The sequence below is a fragment of the Enterococcus sp. DIV0358 genome, from assembly GCF_051713465.1.
Lineage (GTDB): Bacteria > Bacillota > Bacilli > Lactobacillales > Enterococcaceae > Enterococcus > Enterococcus faecalis.
This window is the reverse complement of record NZ_JBIOPX010000001.1, coordinates 2,397,501-2,417,486: the sequence shown is the minus strand read 5'-3', so window position 1 is coordinate 2,417,486 and position 19,986 is coordinate 2,397,501. Positions and strand designations below refer to the sequence as shown.

The 19,986-nt window shown below is 38.3% G+C and carries 20 protein-coding genes, 1 tRNA gene and 1 rRNA gene (1 of these 22 cut by a window edge); 19 read left to right on the top strand and 3 right to left on the bottom strand.

The window, feature by feature from the left end; translation table 11 throughout:
• Positions 1 to 130 precede the first annotated feature (130 nt).
• The 12 genes from liaF (at position 131) to IGK70_RS11665 (ending at position 12,074) form a co-directional block, all read left to right on the top strand.
• Positions 131 to 862, top strand: a complete 732-nt coding sequence (gene liaF / locus IGK70_RS11720; protein WP_002381168.1) for a cell wall-active antibiotics response protein LiaF — start codon at positions 131 to 133, stop codon at positions 860 to 862.
• Positions 859 to 1,962: a sensor histidine kinase gene (locus IGK70_RS11715; RefSeq protein WP_002365182.1), complete on the top strand. Its 1,104-nt coding sequence runs from the start codon at positions 859 to 861 to the stop codon at positions 1,960 to 1,962. Before liaF ends, IGK70_RS11715 begins: the two co-directional genes overlap by 4 nt.
• Positions 1,937 to 2,569, top strand: a complete 633-nt coding sequence (locus IGK70_RS11710; RefSeq protein ID WP_002355137.1) for a response regulator — start codon at positions 1,937 to 1,939, stop codon at positions 2,567 to 2,569. The genes IGK70_RS11715 and IGK70_RS11710 overlap by 26 nt, the downstream gene beginning before the upstream one ends.
• Positions 2,570 to 2,672: 103 nt before the next feature.
• Positions 2,673 to 3,338: a potassium channel family protein gene (locus tag IGK70_RS11705; protein ID WP_002355139.1), complete on the top strand. Its 666-nt coding sequence runs from the start codon at positions 2,673 to 2,675 to the stop codon at positions 3,336 to 3,338.
• Between the two features lie 54 nt (positions 3,339 to 3,392).
• Complete coding sequence (locus IGK70_RS11700) at positions 3,393 to 3,722, top strand: HesB/YadR/YfhF family protein (protein ID WP_002355140.1); 330 nt, start codon at positions 3,393 to 3,395, stop codon at positions 3,720 to 3,722.
• 207 nt (positions 3,723 to 3,929) lie between these two features.
• The gene (locus IGK70_RS11695) at positions 3,930 to 4,868 is read left to right on the top strand and encodes a glycosyltransferase family 2 protein (protein ID WP_002355141.1); all 939 of its coding nucleotides are present in this window, start codon (positions 3,930 to 3,932) and stop codon (positions 4,866 to 4,868) included.
• Between the two features lie 146 nt (positions 4,869 to 5,014).
• Positions 5,015 to 6,148: an ABC transporter ATP-binding protein gene (locus IGK70_RS11690; RefSeq protein WP_002396511.1), complete on the top strand. Its 1,134-nt coding sequence runs from the start codon at positions 5,015 to 5,017 to the stop codon at positions 6,146 to 6,148.
• On the top strand, positions 6,148 to 7,023 hold the full coding sequence (locus tag IGK70_RS11685) for a carbohydrate ABC transporter permease (protein ID WP_002355143.1): 876 nt from the start codon (positions 6,148 to 6,150) through the stop codon (positions 7,021 to 7,023). The genes IGK70_RS11690 and IGK70_RS11685 overlap by 1 nt, the downstream gene beginning before the upstream one ends.
• Positions 7,024 to 7,027: 4 nt before the next feature.
• A complete protein-coding gene (locus IGK70_RS11680; RefSeq protein WP_002355144.1) occupies positions 7,028 to 7,846 on the top strand; it encodes a carbohydrate ABC transporter permease in 819 nt (272 codons plus the stop codon).
• Positions 7,830 to 9,119 (top strand): MBL fold metallo-hydrolase, encoded by a 1,290-nt coding sequence (locus IGK70_RS11675; protein ID WP_002359171.1) that lies wholly within the window; start codon positions 7,830 to 7,832, stop codon positions 9,117 to 9,119. Before IGK70_RS11680 ends, IGK70_RS11675 begins: the two co-directional genes overlap by 17 nt.
• Positions 9,120 to 9,142: 23 nt before the next feature.
• Positions 9,143 to 10,423 (top strand): extracellular solute-binding protein, encoded by a 1,281-nt coding sequence (locus IGK70_RS11670; RefSeq protein WP_002359172.1) that lies wholly within the window; start codon positions 9,143 to 9,145, stop codon positions 10,421 to 10,423.
• A 97-nt stretch (positions 10,424 to 10,520) separates the two neighbouring features.
• Complete coding sequence (locus IGK70_RS11665; protein WP_104855870.1) at positions 10,521 to 12,074, top strand: bifunctional metallophosphatase/5'-nucleotidase; 1,554 nt, start codon at positions 10,521 to 10,523, stop codon at positions 12,072 to 12,074.
• Between the two features lie 64 nt (positions 12,075 to 12,138).
• Here the strand turns inward: IGK70_RS11665 and IGK70_RS11660 are convergent, their stop codons facing one another.
• Both IGK70_RS11660 and IGK70_RS11655 read right to left on the bottom strand, forming a co-directional pair.
• The gene (locus tag IGK70_RS11660; protein WP_002355148.1) at positions 12,139 to 13,101 is read right to left on the bottom strand and encodes a phosphoglycerate dehydrogenase; all 963 of its coding nucleotides are present in this window, start codon (positions 13,099 to 13,101) and stop codon (positions 12,139 to 12,141) included.
• A gap of 148 nt (positions 13,102 to 13,249) precedes the next feature.
• Positions 13,250 to 14,260, bottom strand: a complete 1,011-nt coding sequence (locus IGK70_RS11655; RefSeq protein WP_002368301.1) for an NAD(P)/FAD-dependent oxidoreductase — start codon at positions 14,258 to 14,260, stop codon at positions 13,250 to 13,252.
• Positions 14,261 to 14,464: 204 nt separating this feature from the next.
• Between IGK70_RS11655 and IGK70_RS11650 the strand changes: the two genes are divergently transcribed.
• On the top strand, positions 14,465 to 15,055 hold the full coding sequence (locus IGK70_RS11650; protein WP_002355150.1) for a peptidylprolyl isomerase: 591 nt from the start codon (positions 14,465 to 14,467) through the stop codon (positions 15,053 to 15,055).
• Between the two features lie 164 nt (positions 15,056 to 15,219).
• A complete protein-coding gene (locus IGK70_RS11645) occupies positions 15,220 to 15,426 on the top strand; it encodes a DUF3955 domain-containing protein (protein ID WP_002355151.1) in 207 nt (68 codons plus the stop codon).
• Between the two features lie 33 nt (positions 15,427 to 15,459).
• Here the strand turns inward: IGK70_RS11645 and IGK70_RS11640 are convergent, their stop codons facing one another.
• On the bottom strand, positions 15,460 to 16,626 hold the full coding sequence (locus IGK70_RS11640) for a MalY/PatB family protein (RefSeq protein ID WP_002381174.1): 1,167 nt from the start codon (positions 16,624 to 16,626) through the stop codon (positions 15,460 to 15,462).
• Between the two features lie 183 nt (positions 16,627 to 16,809).
• Here IGK70_RS11640 and IGK70_RS11635 point away from each other — a divergent pair, with 183 nt between their 5' ends.
• The 5 genes from IGK70_RS11635 to IGK70_RS11615 form a co-directional block, all read left to right on the top strand.
• Positions 16,810 to 17,178: a CvfD/Ygs/GSP13 family RNA-binding post-transcriptional regulator gene (locus IGK70_RS11635; protein ID WP_002365178.1), complete on the top strand. Its 369-nt coding sequence runs from the start codon at positions 16,810 to 16,812 to the stop codon at positions 17,176 to 17,178.
• Between the two features lie 64 nt (positions 17,179 to 17,242).
• Complete coding sequence (locus IGK70_RS11630; protein WP_002385270.1) at positions 17,243 to 17,614, top strand: hypothetical protein; 372 nt, start codon at positions 17,243 to 17,245, stop codon at positions 17,612 to 17,614.
• Positions 17,598 to 17,846: a hypothetical protein gene (locus IGK70_RS11625; RefSeq protein WP_002392518.1), complete on the top strand. Its 249-nt coding sequence runs from the start codon at positions 17,598 to 17,600 to the stop codon at positions 17,844 to 17,846. Before IGK70_RS11630 ends, IGK70_RS11625 begins: the two co-directional genes overlap by 17 nt.
• A 434-nt stretch (positions 17,847 to 18,280) precedes the next feature.
• Positions 18,281 to 19,841, top strand: a 16S ribosomal RNA gene (locus IGK70_RS11620).
• Positions 19,842 to 19,920: 79 nt separating this feature from the next.
• A tRNA-Ala gene (locus tag IGK70_RS11615) sits at positions 19,921 to 19,986 on the top strand; it runs 7 nt beyond the window's last position.

Genomic DNA, 19,986 nt, shown 5'->3' with positions numbered 1-19,986 from the left:
GCTTCCAAGGCCTGTCCTTTCGCAATATAGGACATTTAGGGCTAAAGTCCTATGGTAACCTGAGGCGCAAACCACTATGATTAAATAAAATAAACGAGTAAAATAAATGAGAGAGGGAGGAGGCAAATCTATGAATAACCCTTGGCGCTTTTTTATCGTCGCAGAAGCATTACTTTTTATTCTGGCGTTATGGCAAATTGTACATAATCCTGGATTAGCTGTTTTATTAACAATTGGCGTTTTACTTGTGGCCTATGTTTCCAGGAAAGCATCTAAAACACATTTTAACAACTTTCAATTCGTCCTCGGCGTTGTTTTTATTGTCATTGGTGCAATGAACAGCACGGCTGTTTGGTTTATGTTGATTTTTGGCGTACTCTTTATCGGCTTAAAAGGCTTTGAGATTTCAGGCGTGGATATAGCTGAACGAGCACCTTGGCGTAAAAAACAAATGATTATGGTAGAGACGGCGGCAAAAGAACCTAAAAATGGCAAACGATTTAAACGCCGCTGGTTTGCCAACGAACGCATTGGTAACAATATCTATGAATGGGATGACATCAATATTGATTTAATCTCTGGGGACACCATTATTGATTTAGGTAATACGCTACTACCGAAAGAAGACAATATTATTATTATTCGTAAAGGTTTTGGCCGCACGCGAATTCTAGTGCCGTTAGGTGTAGCTATTTTGTTAGAACATTCAACTTTTTACGGAACGGTACGTTTTGAAGAAGAAAAATATCAATTGAAAAACGAATCATTAAAAATTTACAGCAATGATTATGATACCAATCTTCGTCGTTTGAAAATTATGACGAACACTTTAGTAGGAGATGTTGAGGTGATCCGTGTATGACCGATCGGATTTCAAGACGCATGATTTCATTATATGCGTCCCTTAGCACCTTTATTGTTATCTTAATTACATTGTTTTCATATTTTCATTCGATTAAACAAAACCGGTGGCTATTAGAGCTTCTTCAGAGAAAAGTCTTTTATTTACCACTAATTGTGCACATTGTTCTCATATCCTTACTAATAGGCTTATTGACCTTTTTACTGATTTCATTGGTTCAAAAAGGGCAATATGGACGGATTGAAGAAAAACTTCGGTTATTGGCCAATGGTAATTATGAAAGTCCAGTCTTAAACAAACCAACGACCAGTGAGAATCAAGACCATTATCTAACCGAAGTCGAACAAGATATTTGGTCGATTAAAAATAAATTATTAGAGATGTCTAAAGAATTGCAATTATTAAACAGTCGGCCGCAATTAATGGATGGGCAAACAAAAGAAGAAATTTTAGAGAACGAGCGGCATCGTTTGGCGCGGGAGTTGCATGATTCAGTCAGTCAACAACTTTTTGCAGCCATGATGATGTTGTCTGCCTTAAATGAACAAGCACAACGAACAGAAACCCCGGAACCATATCGTAAACAACTAGCCATGGTGGCAGAAATCATTAATGCCTCCCAATCGGAAATGCGCGCGTTACTATTGCACTTGCGTCCTATCAGTCTAGAAGGAAAAAGTTTGCGTAAAGGTATTGAACAATTACTGAAAGAACTACAAACAAAAATTAAAATTGAATTGATTTGGGATGTTGAAGATGTTCATTTAAATAGCAGCATTGAGGATCATCTTTTCCGAATTGTGCAGGAATTACTTTCCAATACCTTAAGACATGCCAAAGCAAAGGAATTAGAGGTATACTTACACCAAGTCGATAAAAACGTGTTATTGCGTATTGTTGATGATGGTGTCGGCTTTGATATGAAGGAACAAAGTAATAAAGCCGGTAGTTATGGCTTAAATAATATTCGAGAACGTGTTGTCGGCATGGGCGGTACAGTTAAAATTATTAGTTTTAAAGGGCAGGGAACCAGCGTTGAAATTAAAGTTCCTGTCATAAAGGAGGAAACTGCAAGTGATCAAAGTAATGTTAGTGGATGACCATGAAATGGTCCGTTTAGGCGTTTCATCATATTTATCTATTCAAGAGGATATAGAAGTCGTAGGCGAAGCAGAAAACGGTAAGATTGGCTATGAAAAAGCATTGGAACTACGTCCAGATGTTATTTTGATGGATTTGGTAATGGAAGAAATGGACGGCATTGATTCAACAAAAGCGATCTTGAAAGATTGGCCAGAAGCCAAGATTATTATTGTGACGAGTTTTATTGATGATGAAAAAGTATATCCGGCGATTGAAGCTGGTGCAGCGGGCTACCTATTAAAAACATCAACAGCACATGAGATTGCTGATGCAATTCGGGCGACTTATCGCGGAGAGCGTGTGTTGGAACCTGAAGTGACGCATAAGATGATGGAACGGTTAACAAAAAAACAAGAGCCGGTGTTGCATGAAGATTTGACAAATCGAGAACACGAAATTTTAATGTTGATTGCACAAGGTAAAAGTAATCAGGAAATAGCTGATGAACTCTTTATCACTTTGAAAACAGTTAAAACACATGTTTCAAACATTTTAGCAAAACTAGATGTGGATGATCGGACCCAAGCAGCGATTTATGCTTTTCAACATGGTTTAGCCAAATAAATATCAGATAAATCCATAAATAAATTCTAGGAAATCCTTCTAGGAATTTATTTATGGATTTGTTATACTAATTTTAACGAACAGACAGGAGCGGTCAGAAGAAATGAAACAAAATTTTGCAATTATTGGTTTAGGACGTTTTGGCGGCAGCATATGCCAAACTTTGGTGGAAGCTGGTCAAGAAGTTTTGGCCATTGACAGCAGTGAAGACCGTGTCAATGAATATATGAATATTGCAACGCATGCAGTGGTGGCTAACGCCCAAGATGAAATGACGTTGCGTTCTTTAGGGATTCGGAATTTTGATCACGTAGTGGTGGCAATTGGTGAAGATATTCAAGCGAGTATTTTAGTGACACTAATGGTTAAAGAGATGGGGGTTCCCAATGTCTTAGCCAAAGCAGTCAATGAATATCATGCCCGTGTCTTAGATAAAATTGGGGCAGACATGGTCGTTCACCCAGAGCGGGATATGGGTATTCGAATTGCTCACAAACTTGTTTCACGCAATATTTTAGATTATATTGAATTATCTAGCGAATTTTCATTAGCTGAGGTTCGGGTCACCAATCCTAAATTTTACAATAAAACCTTAGCAGAATTAAATTTCCGTCAGCGATTTGGTTTAACTGTGGTAGCAATCCGCCGCTCGAAAACAGAAGTAATTGCTTCGCCAGATGCTTCTGAAATTGTTCGAGAAAACGACAATTTATTAGTTATCGGTGATACCGCAGATGTCGATTTATTAGATGAAAAAATGAATGGCTAAGCACTTTATTCTCTAAAAGCACTGCGCTGTGCTACAATAAATGGCGACAGAGATGTGAAGGAGGAACAAAGAATGAAATTAGAAGTGACACCGAAAGCCCAACAATGGTTTAAAGAAGAAACCGGGGTTCAGCCTGAGACAGGCATTCGTTTTTTCGGAAAAATTTACGGAAAAACACCTGTTCATGATGGTTTTTCCATTGCGATGTCTGTAGAAGCGCCAGATGAGCCAATGATTAAAGAGAACCTAGATGGGATTACCTATTTTATTGAAGAAACAGATGATTGGTTCTTTAAAGGGTATGATTTGATTGTTGATTATGATGAAAAGAATGATGAACCGCGTTATCAATTTGAAGCAAACCAAGAAGATTTAACAAAATAATTTTAGTGCTAAACAAAAGAGGCTGAAGTAGTGCGTAGGACTATTTCTGTTGCTTTCGTTTAACCGCTAGTCAGCCTGAGAAAAAATCGTTTTGGATTTTTTCTCAGGTTCTTTCTATTTAATTAAGCTATTCTTAATTGGATATCGTTATTTAATAAAGCTATCATATGGTATAATGATAATTAACTGAAGTGTGGAGGAAATAAAATGTTATCAATTGTTGTCCCTTGTTATAATGAGGAAGCAGCGATTCCGCTGTTTTTTGAAGAAGTAGAAAAAATTAGCCAGCAACTGTCTCATTCAGTAGAATATATATTTGTGAATGATGGCTCAAAAGATAAGACCTTAGCTGTTTTAAGACAGCTTTATCGCGAACATCCAGAGAAGGTCCGTTATCTTTCTTTTTCACGAAATTTTGGGAAAGAAGCAGGCTTATACGCTGGTTTAAAAGAAGCAACAGGTGACTTGGTGACAGTCATGGACGTTGATTTACAAGACCCGCCTGAGTTATTACCTCAAATGATTGAGATGATTGAAACCAGTACAGATTTAGATTGTGTTGGCACACGACGCATAACAAGAGACGGCGAACCGCCCATTCGTAGCTTTTTTGCACGGATGTTCTATAAACTCATTAATCGAATTGCTGAGACAGAAATGGTGGATGGTGCCCGTGACTTTCGTGTCATGACCCGACAAATGGTCGATGCGATTTTAGAGTTATCTGAGTATAATCGTTTTTCAAAAGGGATTTTTAGTTGGGTCGGCTTTAAAACAGAATATATTGAATTTAAAAATCGAGAACGAATTGCTGGAGAAACCTCTTGGTCTTTCTGGAGTCTATTAAGTTATTCAATTGATGGGATTGTCAATTTTTCAGAAACACCATTGAATATTGCTTCATACGTTGGCGCCTTTTCGTGTATTGGTTCTGCACTAGCAATGTTAGTGATTATCTTTCGAACATTAGTTAATGGTGATCCAACAAGCGGCTGGCCTTCAATGGTTTGTATTGTACTTTTTGTAGGTGGTTTGCAACTATTATGTTTAGGAATTATTGGCAAATATATCGGCAAAATTTTCTTAGAAACGAAAAAACGACCAATTTATATTGTAAAGGAATCAGAAAAAGATTCTAAAAAATAACCAAAAAAGCAGAGAAAAATTCTCTGTTTTTTTGTTGTGCATTAAAAAAAGTGTGAATAGACTTTTCAGAAAAACAACATTTTTTACATAAAAAATACATTAACTTTACCTATTTTTATCTTAATGAAACAGCTTTGCTCTCGCGGTTGCAAGAAATAAATGTTAAAATCAAAAGGTATGCTATTAAATGTTTTTTTGGAGGTTGGGTCATGATAGAAGTTATCGACTTGAAAAAAGTATTCGATAATGGGTTTGAAGCGTTAAAATCGGTCAATTTTACGATTGAGCAAGGGGACTTGGTTTGTTTGTTAGGGCCAAGTGGGTGTGGGAAATCCACAATTTTAAACTTAATTGCAGGTTTATTACATCCAAGTGATGGAGATATTCAGTTTCGACAGCAATCGGTTGTCAAAACAGCACCAAAAGATCGGAACATCGGGTTCGTTTTTCAAAACTATGCCTTATATCCACATATGACTGTTCTAGAAAACGTAATGTTTCCTTTGACGGTAGGAAGTAAGAAAGTTCCCAAGGCAGAGGCACAAGCTATTGCCGAAGAATATATGAAACTAACGAATATTGAAGAGTTAAGCCATAAAAAGCCAGGCACACTTTCTGGTGGTCAACAACAGCGTGTTGCGATTACCCGGGCGTTAGTTCAAAAACCAGATGTTTTATTATTAGATGAGCCTTTAAGTAACTTGGATGCACGTTTGCGTTTGAAAATTCGTGAAGAAATCCGCCGCTTGGTGAAAGAAGTTGGCATTACAACAATCTTTGTAACGCACGACCAAGAGGAAGCGCTATCAATCAGTGATAAAATTATTTTATTAAACGAAGGGGTTATTCAACAAAATGATGAACCTCAAAACCTTTACTTAGAACCAAATAACTTATTTGTTGCTCAGTTCATAGGTAACCCAATTATTAATTTATTGTCTGTTGAAGTGAAAGACGGCAAAATGTACCACGAAAGTTTTGAAATTCCGCTTGAGCGTTTTGAGCAAGCACGCTTTAAAATGCCAATGACTGATGGGAAATATACGTTTGCTTCTCGTCCAGAAGATGTGGTACCAGCTGAAACAGGTCTCTTTACCACAACGACAGATTTAGTGGAATTGATTGGTCGAGAACGTATTTTACGATTTACATTAGGAAATGAACAAGTGAAATCAATTGTAAGTGTAGAAGAAGCGATTGAAGAAGGAGACACTTTATCTTTTGATTTTTCATATAAAAAAGTATTTATCTTTAACGAAGCGGGAGACCGGGTTTACTAATGAAAAAATACAATCCAGAAAATCAACCAAAAGCATGGCTCTTCCTTCTGCCATCATTAGGAATCATTTTACTGTTTAGCGTTTATCCGCTGTTTCGTTCTTTGTGGATGAGCTTCCAAAAAGGTTCCTTAATTAACCAACGCTACGCTGGTTTAGAAAATTATCAACGTGTATTGAATGATCCAATCTTCTATAAAGCGTTAAAAAATACAGCGCTCTATGCATTTGCTGTGGTACCGATTGCCTTGATAATTTCCCTAGCAATTGCTTGGATTATCTTTGAAAAAGTTAAACATAAGAGTTTCTTTGAAACGATTTTCTTTATGCCTTATGTAACGAGTACGATTGCCATTGGGATTGTCTTCCGTTACTTCTTTAATGGCGATTATGGAATTGTCAATTACGTCTTAGGCTTTTTCGGCATTCCTTCTGTCAACTGGCTAGATAATGTTCAAATGAGTATGCCAACATTGATTATTTTTGGGGTTTGGACGAGTTTAGCATTTAATATTATTATTTTGTTGGCTGGGTTGAGAAATATTGATGAAGAACATTTTAAAATTGCAAAAATGTTTGGCGCCTCAGACGGCGAAATTTTCCGACGTATTACGTTTCCGCAGCTAGTCCCGACCATTGCCTTTTTATTAACGGTCAACTTAATTGGCGCCTTTAAAGTTTATACACAAGTTTATGCTTTATTCGGTGGCCGTGCGGGGATTGCCAATAGTGCCACAACCGCAGTGTACTATATTTATGACAAATTCCACATTGCAGGACGTCCCGGAATTGCGATGGCCGCCACAGTGATTTTATTTGTGATTATTTTAGTGGTCACTTTCTTACAAAATAAACTCTTAAAGAAAGTGGGGCAATAAGCCAATGAAAAAAGTTTTAACGATTATCGCATTTGTTTTCTTAGGCATTTTAGCCGTTATTACGTTATTTCCATTTGTCTATATGATTTTAGCTGGTTTAATGAGTTACTCTGAAGCGACCAGCATGCCGCCAACCATGTTTCCGAAACAACCACAATGGCAAAACTACACAGAGGTCTTTCAAAAAGCACCCTTTCTTCGGTATTTCTTGAACACAGTCTTTGTTTCAGGCGTTACAACGATTGCTACGGTAGTCACCGCCGTGTTAGCTTCATTCGCATTAACGAGTTTGAAGTTCCGTTTTAAAAATGTGGTCATTGCTTTGATGATTTCGTTGTTAATGGTTCCGTATGAATCTATTATTTTTACCAATTATCAAACGATTGCGCAATTAGGTTTGTTAAATACTTACAGCGCCTTAATTATTCCATTTTTAACTAGTATTTTTTATATTTACTATTTAAACGGGTATTTAAAAGGTATTCCTGATACTTTTTACAAGGCTGCCAAGATTGATGGCGCTAGTGATTTAGAATATATTTGGCGTATTTTAGTACCAATGTCAAAACCAGCGTTGGTAACAGTAGGGATTTTAACATTCATTTCTAGTTGGAATTCTTTCTTGTGGCCATTGTTGGTGACGAACGAGAAAAAATACCGTCTATTGAATAATGGACTATCGGCCTTTGCGACAGAGAGCGGTAGTGACGTACATTTACAAATGGCTGCTGCAACATTAACCGTTATTCCAATTTTAATTATTTACTTGATTTTCAGAAAAGAAATTATCAGAGGAGTTGCAAAAAATGGAATCAAAGGCTAAAACAACTGTGACTTTTCACAGTGGCATTTTAACAATTGGAGGAACCGTGATTGAAGTGGCGTATAAAGATGCCCACATCTTCTTTGATTTTGGTACAGAATTTCGACCAGAATTAGATTTGCCCGATGATCACATTGAAACCTTAATTAATAATCGTTTAGTGCCAGAATTAAAAGACTTATATGATCCACGTTTAGGTTATGAATATCATGGTGCAGAAGACAAAGAGTATCAACACACAGCTGTTTTCTTATCTCATGCCCACTTAGATCATTCACGCATGATTAATTATTTAGACCCAGCTGTTCCGTTGTACACCCTAAAAGAAACGAAAATGATTCTAAATAGTTTAAATCGAAAAGGTGATTTTTTGATTCCGTCACCGTTTGAAGAAAAGAATTTTACCCGAGAAATGATTGGTCTTAATAAAAACGATGTGATTAAAGTTGGCGAAATTTCAGTGGAAATCGTGCCTGTTGATCATGATGCGTACGGTGCTTCGGCATTACTGATTCGCACGCCTGACCATTTCATCACATACACAGGTGATTTGCGCTTACATGGCCATAATCGTGAAGAGACTTTAGCTTTTTGTGAAAAAGCCAAACATACTGAATTATTAATGATGGAAGGCGTAAGCATTAGCTTCCCAGAACGTGAACCAGATCCAGCCCAAATAGCGGTTGTCAGTGAAGAAGATCTTGTTCAGCACTTGGTTCGTTTAGAACTAGAAAACCCGAATCGACAAATTACCTTTAATGGTTATCCAGCAAACGTGGAACGTTTTGCTAAGATTATTGAAAAGTCACCACGTACAGTCGTTTTAGAAGCAAATATGGCTGCGTTGTTACTTGAAGTATTTGGAATAGAAGTTCGTTATTATTATGCTGAATCTGGTAAAATACCAGAATTGAATCCAGCGTTAGAAATCCCGTATGACACGTTACTAAAGGACAAAACAGACTATTTGTGGCAAGTTGTGAACCAGTTTGACAACCTCCAAGAAGGTAGTTTATACATTCACAGTGATGCACAACCGTTAGGAGACTTTGATCCACAGTATCGCGTGTTTTTAGATTTGTTGGCTAAAAAAGACATTACTTTTGTCCGTTTAGCTTGTTCAGGACATGCAATTCCAGAAGATCTGGATAAAATTATTGCATTGATTGAACCTCAAGTATTGGTTCCAATCCATACGTTAAAACCAGAAAAACTGGAAAACCCGTATGGTGAAAGAATATTGCCAGAACGTGGCGAGCAAATTGTTTTATAAATTTTTTTAAGGGAGAGAAAAAAATGAAGTTCAAAACTCTAGCAACAACAGTGTTAGCAACCGCAGCTATTTTCGCATTGGGGGCTTGTGGTAACGGTAATGGGGCCAAAGAATCAAACGATATTGTGAAAGAAGTGAAGGAAGATACGACAATCACTTTCTGGCATGCAATGAATGGGGTTCAAGAAGAAGCGTTAACAAAATTAACGAAAGACTTCATGAAAGAAAATCCAAAAATTAAAGTGGAATTACAAAATCAATCTGCTTACCCTGATTTACAAGCCAAAATCAATTCGACTTTAACTTCACCAAAAGATTTACCAACAATTACGCAAGCGTACCCAGGCTGGTTATGGAATGCTGCACAAGATGAAATGTTAGTGGACTTAAAACCATATATGGATGATGACACAATCGGCTGGAAAGATGCAGAGCCAATTCGTGAAGTATTGTTAGACGGCGCCAAAATCGACGGCAAACAATACGGCATTCCATTTAATAAATCGACAGAAATGTTATTCTATAATGCTGATTTGTTGAAAGAATATGGTGTTGAAGTACCGAAAACATTAGAGGAATTAAAAGAAGCTTCTAAAACAATTTACGAAAAATCCAACAAAGAAGTCGTTGGTGCTGGTTTTGACTCGTTAAATAACTATTACGCAATTGGAATGAAAAACAAAGGCGTTGATTTTAATAAAGACTTAGATTTAACAAGCAAAGATTCACAAGAAGTCGTGGACTATTACCGTGATGGTATCGAAGCAGGTTACTTCCGCACAGCTGGTTCAGATAAATATTTATCTGGCCCATTTGCAAACAAAAAGGTAGCAATGTTTGTCGGTAGTATTGCTGGTGCTGGTTTTGTTCAAAAAGATGCTGAAGCTGGTGGCTATGAATACGGTGTTGCACCACGTCCTGAAAAAATCAACTTACAACAAGGAACAGATATTTATATGTTCGATAGTGCTACGCCAGAACAACGGACAGCGGCATTTGAATTCATGAAATTCTTAGCTACTCCTGATTCACAATTGTACTGGGCACAACAAACAGGTTATATGCCAATTTTAGAATCTGTTTTACACAGTGATGAGTACAAAAATTCTAAGACAACCAAAGTACCTGCACAACTTGAAAACGCAGTAAAAGATTTATTCGCTATCCCAGTAGAAGAAAATGCTGATTCAGCCTATAATGAAATGCGGACAATTATGGAAAGTATTTTTGCTTCATCAAATAAAGACACGAAAAAATTATTGAAAGATGCAACATCACAATTTGAACAAGCATGGAACCAATAATCAATAAATAAACAGACGTGGGAGGTTGGGATCTGAGTCGTTATGGCTCGTGTTCTAACCTTCCTGTTCTTTTGGGCGGAAGAAGGAGAGAAACAAAATGCAAATAAAAATTTTAGCAACAAGTGATATGCATGGGTATATTATGCCGACAAGTTATAGTGAAAAAAAGATGGATTTGCCTTTTGGAACCGCAAAAGCAGCAACCATGCTGAAAAAGTTACGGGCGTCTGCCAAAGGACCAGTTTTTCAAATTGAAAATGGGGATTTTATTCAAGGTTCGCCGCTTAGTTATTACGTAAGAAAAGCAGAAACACATTCAGTGGAAGCCATCACTAAGATCATTAATCAAATGGATTATGATGTTAGCATTTTAGGTAACCACGAATTTAATTACGGTTTAGATTATTTAAAGGAAACGATTGCCAGTTATCAACAGCCAGTTTTAGCTGCCAATATTCTTGGTAAAGATGGACAACCTTATTTCGGTCAGCCGTATGTCATCATAGAAAAACAAGGGGTTAAAGTAGCCATCCTTGGCGTGACGACCCAATATATTCCTCATTGGGAACAGCCGGCAACAGTCAAAGATTTAACGTTTAAAAGTGTCGTTGAAACAGCGGCGGAATACGTGCCAAAACTGCGGGAAGAAGCAGACCTAGTTGTTGTCGCTTACCATGGCGGTTTTGAAAAAGATTTAGAAACAGGGGAACCCACGGAATTACTAACAGGAGAAAATGAAGGCTACGATTTATTGGAAAAAGTTCCTGGGATTGATGCCTTAGTCACTGGTCACCAACATCGAGAAATTGCTACAAAACTGAATGGAATACCTGTGATTCAACCAGGTTTTCGAGGAGCTTTTGTTGGAGAAATTACTTTAGAAATTGAACCTATGGCTAAAGGCTATCGCGTTATTGGAAGTGACGCAGCTATTCATCCTGTTGGAAACGAACAACCAGATGCAGAAGTTTTAGCTTTGACAACAGCGTTACATGACGAGGTAGAAGAGTGGCTTGACCAACCGGTGGGAAATGTGGAAGGGGATATGACGATTCAAAATCCGAATGCCGTACGCCTCAAAGAACATCCATATATAGAATTTATTAATAACGTCCAAATGGCTTCAAGCGGAACGGATATTTCAGGGACTGCACTTTTTAACAATGAAGGCAAAGGGTTTAATAACCAAATTACGATGCGCGATATCATTACCAACTATATTTATCCAAATACCTTGGCTGTATTGCGTGTCACTGGACAAGACCTCCGTGAAGCGTTAGAACAAAGCGCTACTTATTTTGTGTTAGAAAAAGGCCAACCAATTTTCAACCCGAAATATGTCGATCCAAAACCACAATACTATAATTATGATATGTATGAAGGCATTGAGTATGCGCTTGATTTAAGACAACCGTTTGGTGAAAGAGTGACGAAACTTAATTATCATGGCAAAGCAGTGCAAGCAGAAGATGTTTTGGAAATCGTGACAAATCAATACCGAGCAGTCGGTGGCGGAAACTATCAAATGTTCCAACCTGAAAAAATTATTCGAGAAATTCAAATTGATATGACGGAACTGATTGCAGAATATTTAAAAAAACATCCAATCATTCAAGCGTCGACAAATGATAACTTCAAGGTTATCTGGTAAAAAATAGCAAAAAAAGCCTTCAACCATGCAATTACTTGAAAGATGGTTGAAGGCCTTTTTTGAGTTAATAGCCTTTTTTTAAGGAAACTTGGTTTTTGACGAGGGTCTGATCCGTCACAAATTGATTTAAGTTTGGAATAAAAATCGCCAGTAATTTTGATTTGAACTTCGGTGTCATGCCAGAAATATGAGGTGTTAATAAAACATTCTGCATCTCCCATAAAGGGCTATCTTCGGGAAGAGGTTCTTCTTCAAAGACATCTAAGGCAGCAAAAGCAATGGTTTTATTGTTTAAGGCAGTTATCAAATCGTTCGTTGCTACTGAGGCGCCGCGACCAACATTTACGAAAATTGTTTCAGGAGCCATTTTTTCAAAAAGTGCCTGATTGTATAAATGTTTTGTTGTTTCAGTCAAAGGAAGAATGTTCACAACAATGGACATTTCATGGATAATTTTACTCATATTCTTCTGTGAATAGCATTCAATGAAGCCTTCCGTCACATGTCCAGAGGTATTCACGCCATAAACTTGAAGATTTAAACCTTTAGCAAATTTAGCTAATTGTTGTCCGATTTGCCCAGTGCCTACGATTAACATTTTTTGCCCAGAAAGTTGTTGATAGGAAGGGGCTGTTTGATTCCATGTGTGTTGCATTTGTTGTTGGATACTTTCTTGCAGTCCGCGGGTATGTGCTAATAAAACGCCTAAAACATGTTCTGAGATAGAAACACTATGGATTCCGCTACCATTAGACAACAGAATGCCTTTTTCTCTTAATTTATCAAAATCCATATAATCAGCACCAGCAGAAATGAGCTGAATCCATTTTAGGTGACTAGTATCAGAGGCTAATAAACGCGGACCAATTTCTTTATGCCAGCCTAACATAATTTCGATGGCCTCTTCTTCAGCAGAGGATAAATGATCGGTAGATGTTTTAACTAGATAATTGGGTGCCACAGCTTTCACTTGTTCCAGTTGTTCTTCGTTGAATACTTCATTTAAATAAATAATTGGTTGGTTCATCTTTCTTCCTCCTAGCACTTTTTATTGTATCAAAAATAAATTTAAAAGAGAAAAAGAAAGGCTTTTCAGTAAAGCAGAAAGCCAAGGACAAAAATCCGTTTTAGATTTTTGTCCTTGGCTTAAAAACTGCTAAAGTCCAGTGCTAACCTTATTTAGGTACACCGTTTTCAAATAAACTTGTACTATGAACTGGTTGACGTCGAGCATCGGGCCGTAAGTAATGTAAAGCATTATTTACGGCAGTAGGTGCCTCACCAAAGCCTGTAGCGATTAATTTCACTTTTCCCTCATAGGAACAGATATCCCCTACAGCGTATACACCAGGAATGTTAGTTGACATATCGGAATGAACATTAATAGCATTTCTAGAAACGTCTAATCCCCATTCTTTGAGGTGTGTTAAAGAAGAAGTGAAGCCATAATTGATAATTAAATCATCCAGAGGGAGATCCAATGTTTGGTCACCTTTTGTCTCCGTTAATTGGATGCCTGTGAACGTTTCATTTTCCTTTAAAATATCACTAATGATATAAGGAGTTCTGATAGAAACGCTAGATTTTTCCAGTTGTTCCACGCTATGTTCGTGGCCGCGAAATTGTGGGCGACGATGGATAATAGATACTTCTTCTGCGACGTTTTCTAGCATTAAAGCCCAGTCAATTGCGGAATCGCCGCCACCAGCAATCGCAACTTTTTTGCCAGCGAATTTTTTCATGTCAGTCACATAATAATGGATTGACTCACCTTCAAAGGCTTCAACATTTTCGATAGCTAAACGTCGAGGTTGGAAAGCGCCGTTACCAATCGCAAAGATAACCGTTTTAGAATAATGTGTGCCTTTAGTTGTGTCTAAGCGCAAAAGTCCATCTGCTTCCTGTGCAAGGTGTGTGACCTCTTCTTCCAAGCAAACATCGTGCTGAAATGGCTGCATCTGTTTTTCCAAATTGGCAATTAACTCACCGGCTTTAATAGCAGGGAATCCAGGAATATCATAAATATATTTTTCGGGATACAGCATTGTTAGCTGACCACCTAATTGCGGCAGGCTATCAATGATTTTCGTTTTTGCTTTACGAATTCCCGCATAAAAAGCGGCAAATAATCCAACAGGACCGCCGCCGATAATCGTTAAATCATAAATATCTTTTTCATCAGACATTTGAAAATTCCTCCTAATTCATTTAGGGTTGAGACAACTATTGATCGTTTTGCGAACACTTCACAAAATAGCACGGCTTTTCGAAAAAAGCAAGTTTGGCTAACGAATCAAAGCATTCTTTAATCATTGGAAAAAGATCATAGCAATTTTCAGCATTTTTCGATATGATGGAACTATAAAATAATTATCTAGGAGGACATTCTCATGTCACAATTTCCACAATTAGATTTAGAAAATGCTAAAGGCCCAAAAGCGGTCATTAAAACAAACCGAGGCGACATCACTGTTCAATTATTCCCAGAACAAGCGCCTAAAACGGTTAAAAATTTTGTTGAATTAGCGAAAAAGGGCTACTATGATGGCGTTATTTTCCATCGTGTGATTCCTGATTTTATGATTCAAGGCGGTGACCCAACCGGAACAGGAATGGGCGGCGAAAGTATTTATGGAGAAGCATTTGAGGATGAATTTTCTCGGGATGTTTTCAATTTGCGTGGCGCATTGTCAATGGCAAATGCTGGTCCTAACACAAATGGTAGCCAATTCTTTGTTGTTACTAATCAAAATGTTCCAGCTCAAATGATGAGTCAGTTAGAAGACGCTGGTTTTCCAGAAGAAATTATTGAAGCTTACAAACAAGGCGGAACACCTTGGTTAGACTTCCGTCATACTGTTTTTGGTCATGTTGTTGATGGTATGGATGTAGTGGATGAAATTGGTGGAGTCCAACGGGATGCCCAAGACCGTCCAACATTTGACGTCGTGATGGACACAGTTGAAATCATTGGTGAATAAGTTTAACCAATTGAAAAAGAGAGTACCAACGAGGGACAAATTCGTTGGTACTCTTTATTTTTTTCTTAAAACGACTAACTTTTTTTTAAAAGCATCCAAATCGCTTCTTTTAATGAAGTCTTTATAGGATACTGAATTAAAGAATAGAAGGAGAGGAAGCGAATTTGTTAGAAAAATACAGATATCCAATGGCCTTGGCTTTGTTTGCAGTAATACTCCCATTTATAGGAACGTTTTTTACGTATGTAGATCAGCAAGGAATCGTTCATGAACCAGGATTTTATACAATCATAATTGGAGAAATTTTACTTCTATTTTCAGGTATCTGGTTCGTCAGAGTTTATTTAGCTAAACGCAAAAGAAAGAATTAAAAACAGCTGTCCTAAAAACTAGGACAGCTGTTTTTAATTAAAGGCTTTTTTGATACGTAAAAGGCCTTCTTCGAGAGTTTCTTTTGAACAAGCTAAGTTTAAACGCATGTGTTGAGAACCTTGGGGACCAAAACTAATTCCTGGATTTAAAACCACTTTCCCCTTATGAATTAAGGTATCGCGAAGTTCCCGATCCGTTAGCGAATAAGAACTAAAATCTAACCATAAAAGATAGGTTCCTTCAGGTTCCATTACACGAACGCTAGGCAGCTCTTCACGGAAAAAGGAAAGGGCAAAATCAATATTTTCTTTTAAATAATCAAGTAACGCCGTTAGCCATTCTTCCCCTGTTTGATAGGCAGCTGCCGTTCCAACGTAGCCAAAAGTATTGATGCCGCCTTGATGATTTTTGTCTTGTAAAGATACGAAAGATTGCCGTAGTTTTTCATTAGGAATGAACAGCATTGAATTTTTAATCCCCGCTAAATTAAAGGTTTTGGTTGCCGCTGTTAAGGTAACAGTGAATTCCTTAAATGTTTCATCAGCGACAGTGAAGGAAGTGAAGGTATGCGGTTTGAAAATCAAATCCTGATGAATTTCATCGCTAACCACAGTTACTTGGTGTTTTTGGCATAAACGGCCAATTGCTAGCAATTCTTCTTTTGTCCAAACACGTCCACCAGGATTATGGGGATTACAAAAAAGTAACAGTTTCACTTTTTCTTCGATTATCTGTTGTTCCATTTTAACCAAATCAACTTCATAATGTCCGTTAACTTCTAGTAAAGAATGGCGCACAAGTCTACGCTCATTTTGTTTTACCACATCTGCAAAAGGGGGGTAGACTGGATCACAAATCATGACAGAATCAGCAGGTGCTGTATACGCTTGAACGGCTGTGGCCAAACTGGGTACCACGCCACTATTAAACAAAATTTCTTCTTTTTCAACAATCAATTGATGGTGTTGCCGTTGCCAATCTTGAATTGCTTGATACAGTTCATTAGGTGCAATCGCATATCCTAGAATGCCCTGTTCAATAACTTGTGACAAGGCATCAAGAATAGGCTGATGTACTTTGAAATCCATATCAGCAACCCATAAAGGTAGTAAATCTTTTTCGTGGTAACTAGTTTCAACGGTGTCCCATTTAACACAATTCGTGTGGCGACGATCAATGGTTTCATTAAAATTAAACATAAGATAACTCCTTTTCTTCTATATAAAGTCTTACTTCCTATAGTATAGTAGATTTTGCTTAAAAGATGAAACAATAGTTTTAACAACTAGGGAAGAAATAATGCACAAACGTTGAAAAAATGCTATTATTTTAAATGAGTAGAAACGGAAAAAGAAATTTATCGTATGAAAAGAGGAAATTTGATGAAGTACAAAATTGGTATGGTACTTTCTGGCACAATTACCGGACTTCAACCATATGGCGCATTTGTTTCTTTAGACGAAGAAACACAAGGACTGATTCATGTTTCGGAAGTACAAGCTGGCTTTACCAAAAATATCCATGGACTCTTAACCGTTGGACAAAAAGTAACCGTTCAAGTTATTGATGTTGATGAATATTCTCAAAAGATTAGCTTATCTTTACGAACCCTTGAAGACAAAGTTCATTCAGTGAACCATCGACGCAAAAAATATTTTACGGATAAGAATAAAAAAATTGGCTTTGCAACCTTAGACAAAGAACTTCCAGAATGGATTGATGAAGCAATGGATAAGTTGCTTGAAAAATAATTCTGTATTTTTTCAGAAAGTGTGTTACAATTTCTTTTGTTAGTGAATCTAAAAATTAATTGAGGTGGATGTCGTGTCTAACAAAAAAGTCGCTGGAACAATCATACTGAACTTAAACGATGGTAGTAAAAAATTTTTGATGCATCCAATAGGTGAAGCGATTGAGTTTGCGATGGCAAAAGTTTCTGATGAGATGACGGGTTTAGCTAGTATGCTACAATGGTTCAAAGAAGAGGTTCAATTGGACGTTACTTCAATTAGCTTAGTAGAATTAACTAACGCGCATATCAATAAAGAAAATGTTCCGCTGTTTGTCTTCGAGATGGATGAACAAGCACTTAAAAATGAAATGGATAAAGACTATACATGGGTAGCGCCTGCAGAATTAAAAACGATTTGGTCAAAATATCATATTGAAGGTGTCCCAATGTTTTAAACAAAAAAGAAAGAATCTGTCGATAATTGAACAGATTCTTTCTTTTTTTATGTTGTACGTAAAAAAGTTAATCGAACTATTTCAAATATATGATTCAAATTGTTCGATTTTTAGTAAGGAATTAAACTGTTTTGATAGACAATTAGGATTTAAAAAGTTTAAAAACGAAATAATTGAAAAGAATGAAAACAGATTGAAAACTTCTTTTAATTTTTTTGAAAAAAAGTGTTGACCAAACATCAAAATCTTGATATATTATTACATGTCGCAAGGCGAGTCACACAGCTGAGCGATTCAGAAATCAATAATTAAATAACAATTCTTGATTTCAAATCTCTCGAAAAAAGTTTGAAAAAACAACAAAAAAGTTGTTGACAAATAACAAACGAGATGATAAGATATAGAAGTTGTCACAACAGACAACAACGACCGAGCAAAACAACTTAAAAAAACTTTTTCAAAAAAGTTCTTGACATTCAAACGAAAGTTTGTTATGATATAAAAGTTGCTGCGAGGTAACGTAGACCTTTGAAAACTGAACAAAGAATAGACGAACCAAATGTGTAGGGCGTCTTGATTCAATTCAAGACAACAAACATTTTTAACAAGCAAGCAATATGCTAGCAAACAAATTGAGCTTAACAATCGTAAGATTGTTCTAACTTTTATTATGAGAGTTTGATCCTGGCTCAGGACGAACGCTGGCGGCGTGCCTAATACATGCAAGTCGAACGCTTCTTTCCTCCCGAGTGCTTGCACTCAATTGGAAAGAGGAGTGGCGGACGGGTGAGTAACACGTGGGTAACCTACCCATCAGAGGGGGATAACACTTGGAAACAGGTGCTAATACCGCATAACAGTTTATGCCGCATGGCATAAGAGTGAAAGGCGCTTTCGGGTGTCGCTGATGGATGGACCCGCGGTGCATTAGCTAGTTGGTGAGGTAACGGCTCACCAAGGCCACGATGCATAGCCGACCTGAGAGGGTGATCGGCCACACTGGGACTGAGACACGGCCCAGACTCCTACGGGAGGCAGCAGTAGGGAATCTTCGGCAATGGACGAAAGTCTGACCGAGCAACGCCGCGTGAGTGAAGAAGGTTTTCGGATCGTAAAACTCTGTTGTTAGAGAAGAACAAGGACGTTAGTAACTGAACGTCCCCTGACGGTATCTAACCAGAAAGCCACGGCTAACTACGTGCCAGCAGCCGCGGTAATACGTAGGTGGCAAGCGTTGTCCGGATTTATTGGGCGTAAAGCGAGCGCAGGCGGTTTCTTAAGTCTGATGTGAAAGCCCCCGGCTCAACCGGGGAGGGTCATTGGAAACTGGGAGACTTGAGTGCAGAAGAGGAGAGTGGAATTCCATGTGTAGCGGTGAAATGCGTAGATATATGGAGGAACACCAGTGGCGAAGGCGGCTCTCTGGTCTGTAACTGACGCTGAGGCTCGAAAGCGTGGGGAGCAAACAGGATTAGATACCCTGGTAGTCCACGCCGTAAACGATGAGTGCTAAGTGTTGGAGGGTTTCCGCCCTTCAGTGCTGCAGCAAACGCATTAAGCACTCCGCCTGGGGAGTACGACCGCAAGGTTGAAACTCAAAGGAATTGACGGGGGCCCGCACAAGCGGTGGAGCATGTGGTTTAATTCGAAGCAACGCGAAGAACCTTACCAGGTCTTGACATCCTTTGACCACTCTAGAGATAGAGTTTTCCCTTCGGGGACAAAGTGACAGGTGGTGCATGGTTGTCGTCAGCTCGTGTCGTGAGATGTTGGGTTAAGTCCCGCAACGAGCGCAACCCTTATTGTTAGTTGCCATCATTTAGTTGGGCACTCTAGCGAGACTGCCGGTGACAAACCGGAGGAAGGTGGGGATGACGTCAAATCATCATGCCCCTTATGACCTGGGCTACACACGTGCTACAATGGGAAGTACAACGAGTCGCTAGACCGCGAGGTCATGCAAATCTCTTAAAGCTTCTCTCAGTTCGGATTGCAGGCTGCAACTCGCCTGCATGAAGCCGGAATCGCTAGTAATCGCGGATCAGCACGCCGCGGTGAATACGTTCCCGGGCCTTGTACACACCGCCCGTCACACCACGAGAGTTTGTAACACCCGAAGTCGGTGAGGTAACCTTTTTGGAGCCAGCCGCCTAAGGTGGGATAGATGATTGGGGTGAAGTCGTAACAAGGTAGCCGTATCGGAAGGTGCGGCTGGATCACCTCCTTTCTAAGGAATATTACGGAAATACACATTTCGTCTTTACTTTGTTCAGTTTTGAGAGGTCTACTCTCAATCAAATAAATTCGGGGCCTTAGCTCAGCTGGGAGAGCGCCTGCTTTGCACGCAGGAGGTCAGCGGTTCGATCCCGCTA

Excerpts from the sequence above, each read along its gene's own strand:
- IGK70_RS11660 (WP_002355148.1), bottom strand. The coding sequence starts at position 13,101 with ATGAACCAACCAATTATTTATTTAAATGAAGTATTCAACGAAGAACAA.
- IGK70_RS11680 (WP_002355144.1), top strand. The coding sequence starts at position 7,028 with ATGAAAAAAGTTTTAACGATTATCGCATTTGTTTTCTTAGGCATTTTA.
- IGK70_RS11670 (WP_002359172.1), top strand. The coding sequence starts at position 9,143 with ATGAAGTTCAAAACTCTAGCAACAACAGTGTTAGCAACCGCAGCTATT.
- IGK70_RS11640 (WP_002381174.1), bottom strand. The coding sequence starts at position 16,626 with ATGTTTAATTTTAATGAAACCATTGATCGTCGCCACACGAATTGTGTT.
- IGK70_RS11715 (WP_002365182.1), top strand. The coding sequence starts at position 859 with ATGACCGATCGGATTTCAAGACGCATGATTTCATTATATGCGTCCCTT.
- IGK70_RS11705 (WP_002355139.1), top strand. The coding sequence starts at position 2,673 with ATGAAACAAAATTTTGCAATTATTGGTTTAGGACGTTTTGGCGGCAGC.
- IGK70_RS11695 (WP_002355141.1), top strand. The coding sequence starts at position 3,930 with ATGTTATCAATTGTTGTCCCTTGTTATAATGAGGAAGCAGCGATTCCG.
- IGK70_RS11685 (WP_002355143.1), top strand. The coding sequence starts at position 6,148 with ATGAAAAAATACAATCCAGAAAATCAACCAAAAGCATGGCTCTTCCTT.
- IGK70_RS11655 (WP_002368301.1), bottom strand. The coding sequence starts at position 14,260 with ATGTCTGATGAAAAAGATATTTATGATTTAACGATTATCGGCGGCGGT.
- IGK70_RS11665 (WP_104855870.1), top strand. The coding sequence starts at position 10,521 with ATGCAAATAAAAATTTTAGCAACAAGTGATATGCATGGGTATATTATG.
- IGK70_RS11635 (WP_002365178.1), top strand. The coding sequence starts at position 16,810 with ATGAAGTACAAAATTGGTATGGTACTTTCTGGCACAATTACCGGACTT.
- IGK70_RS11675 (WP_002359171.1), top strand. The coding sequence starts at position 7,830 with ATGGAATCAAAGGCTAAAACAACTGTGACTTTTCACAGTGGCATTTTA.
- liaF (WP_002381168.1), top strand. The coding sequence starts at position 131 with ATGAATAACCCTTGGCGCTTTTTTATCGTCGCAGAAGCATTACTTTTT.
- IGK70_RS11650 (WP_002355150.1), top strand. The coding sequence starts at position 14,465 with ATGTCACAATTTCCACAATTAGATTTAGAAAATGCTAAAGGCCCAAAA.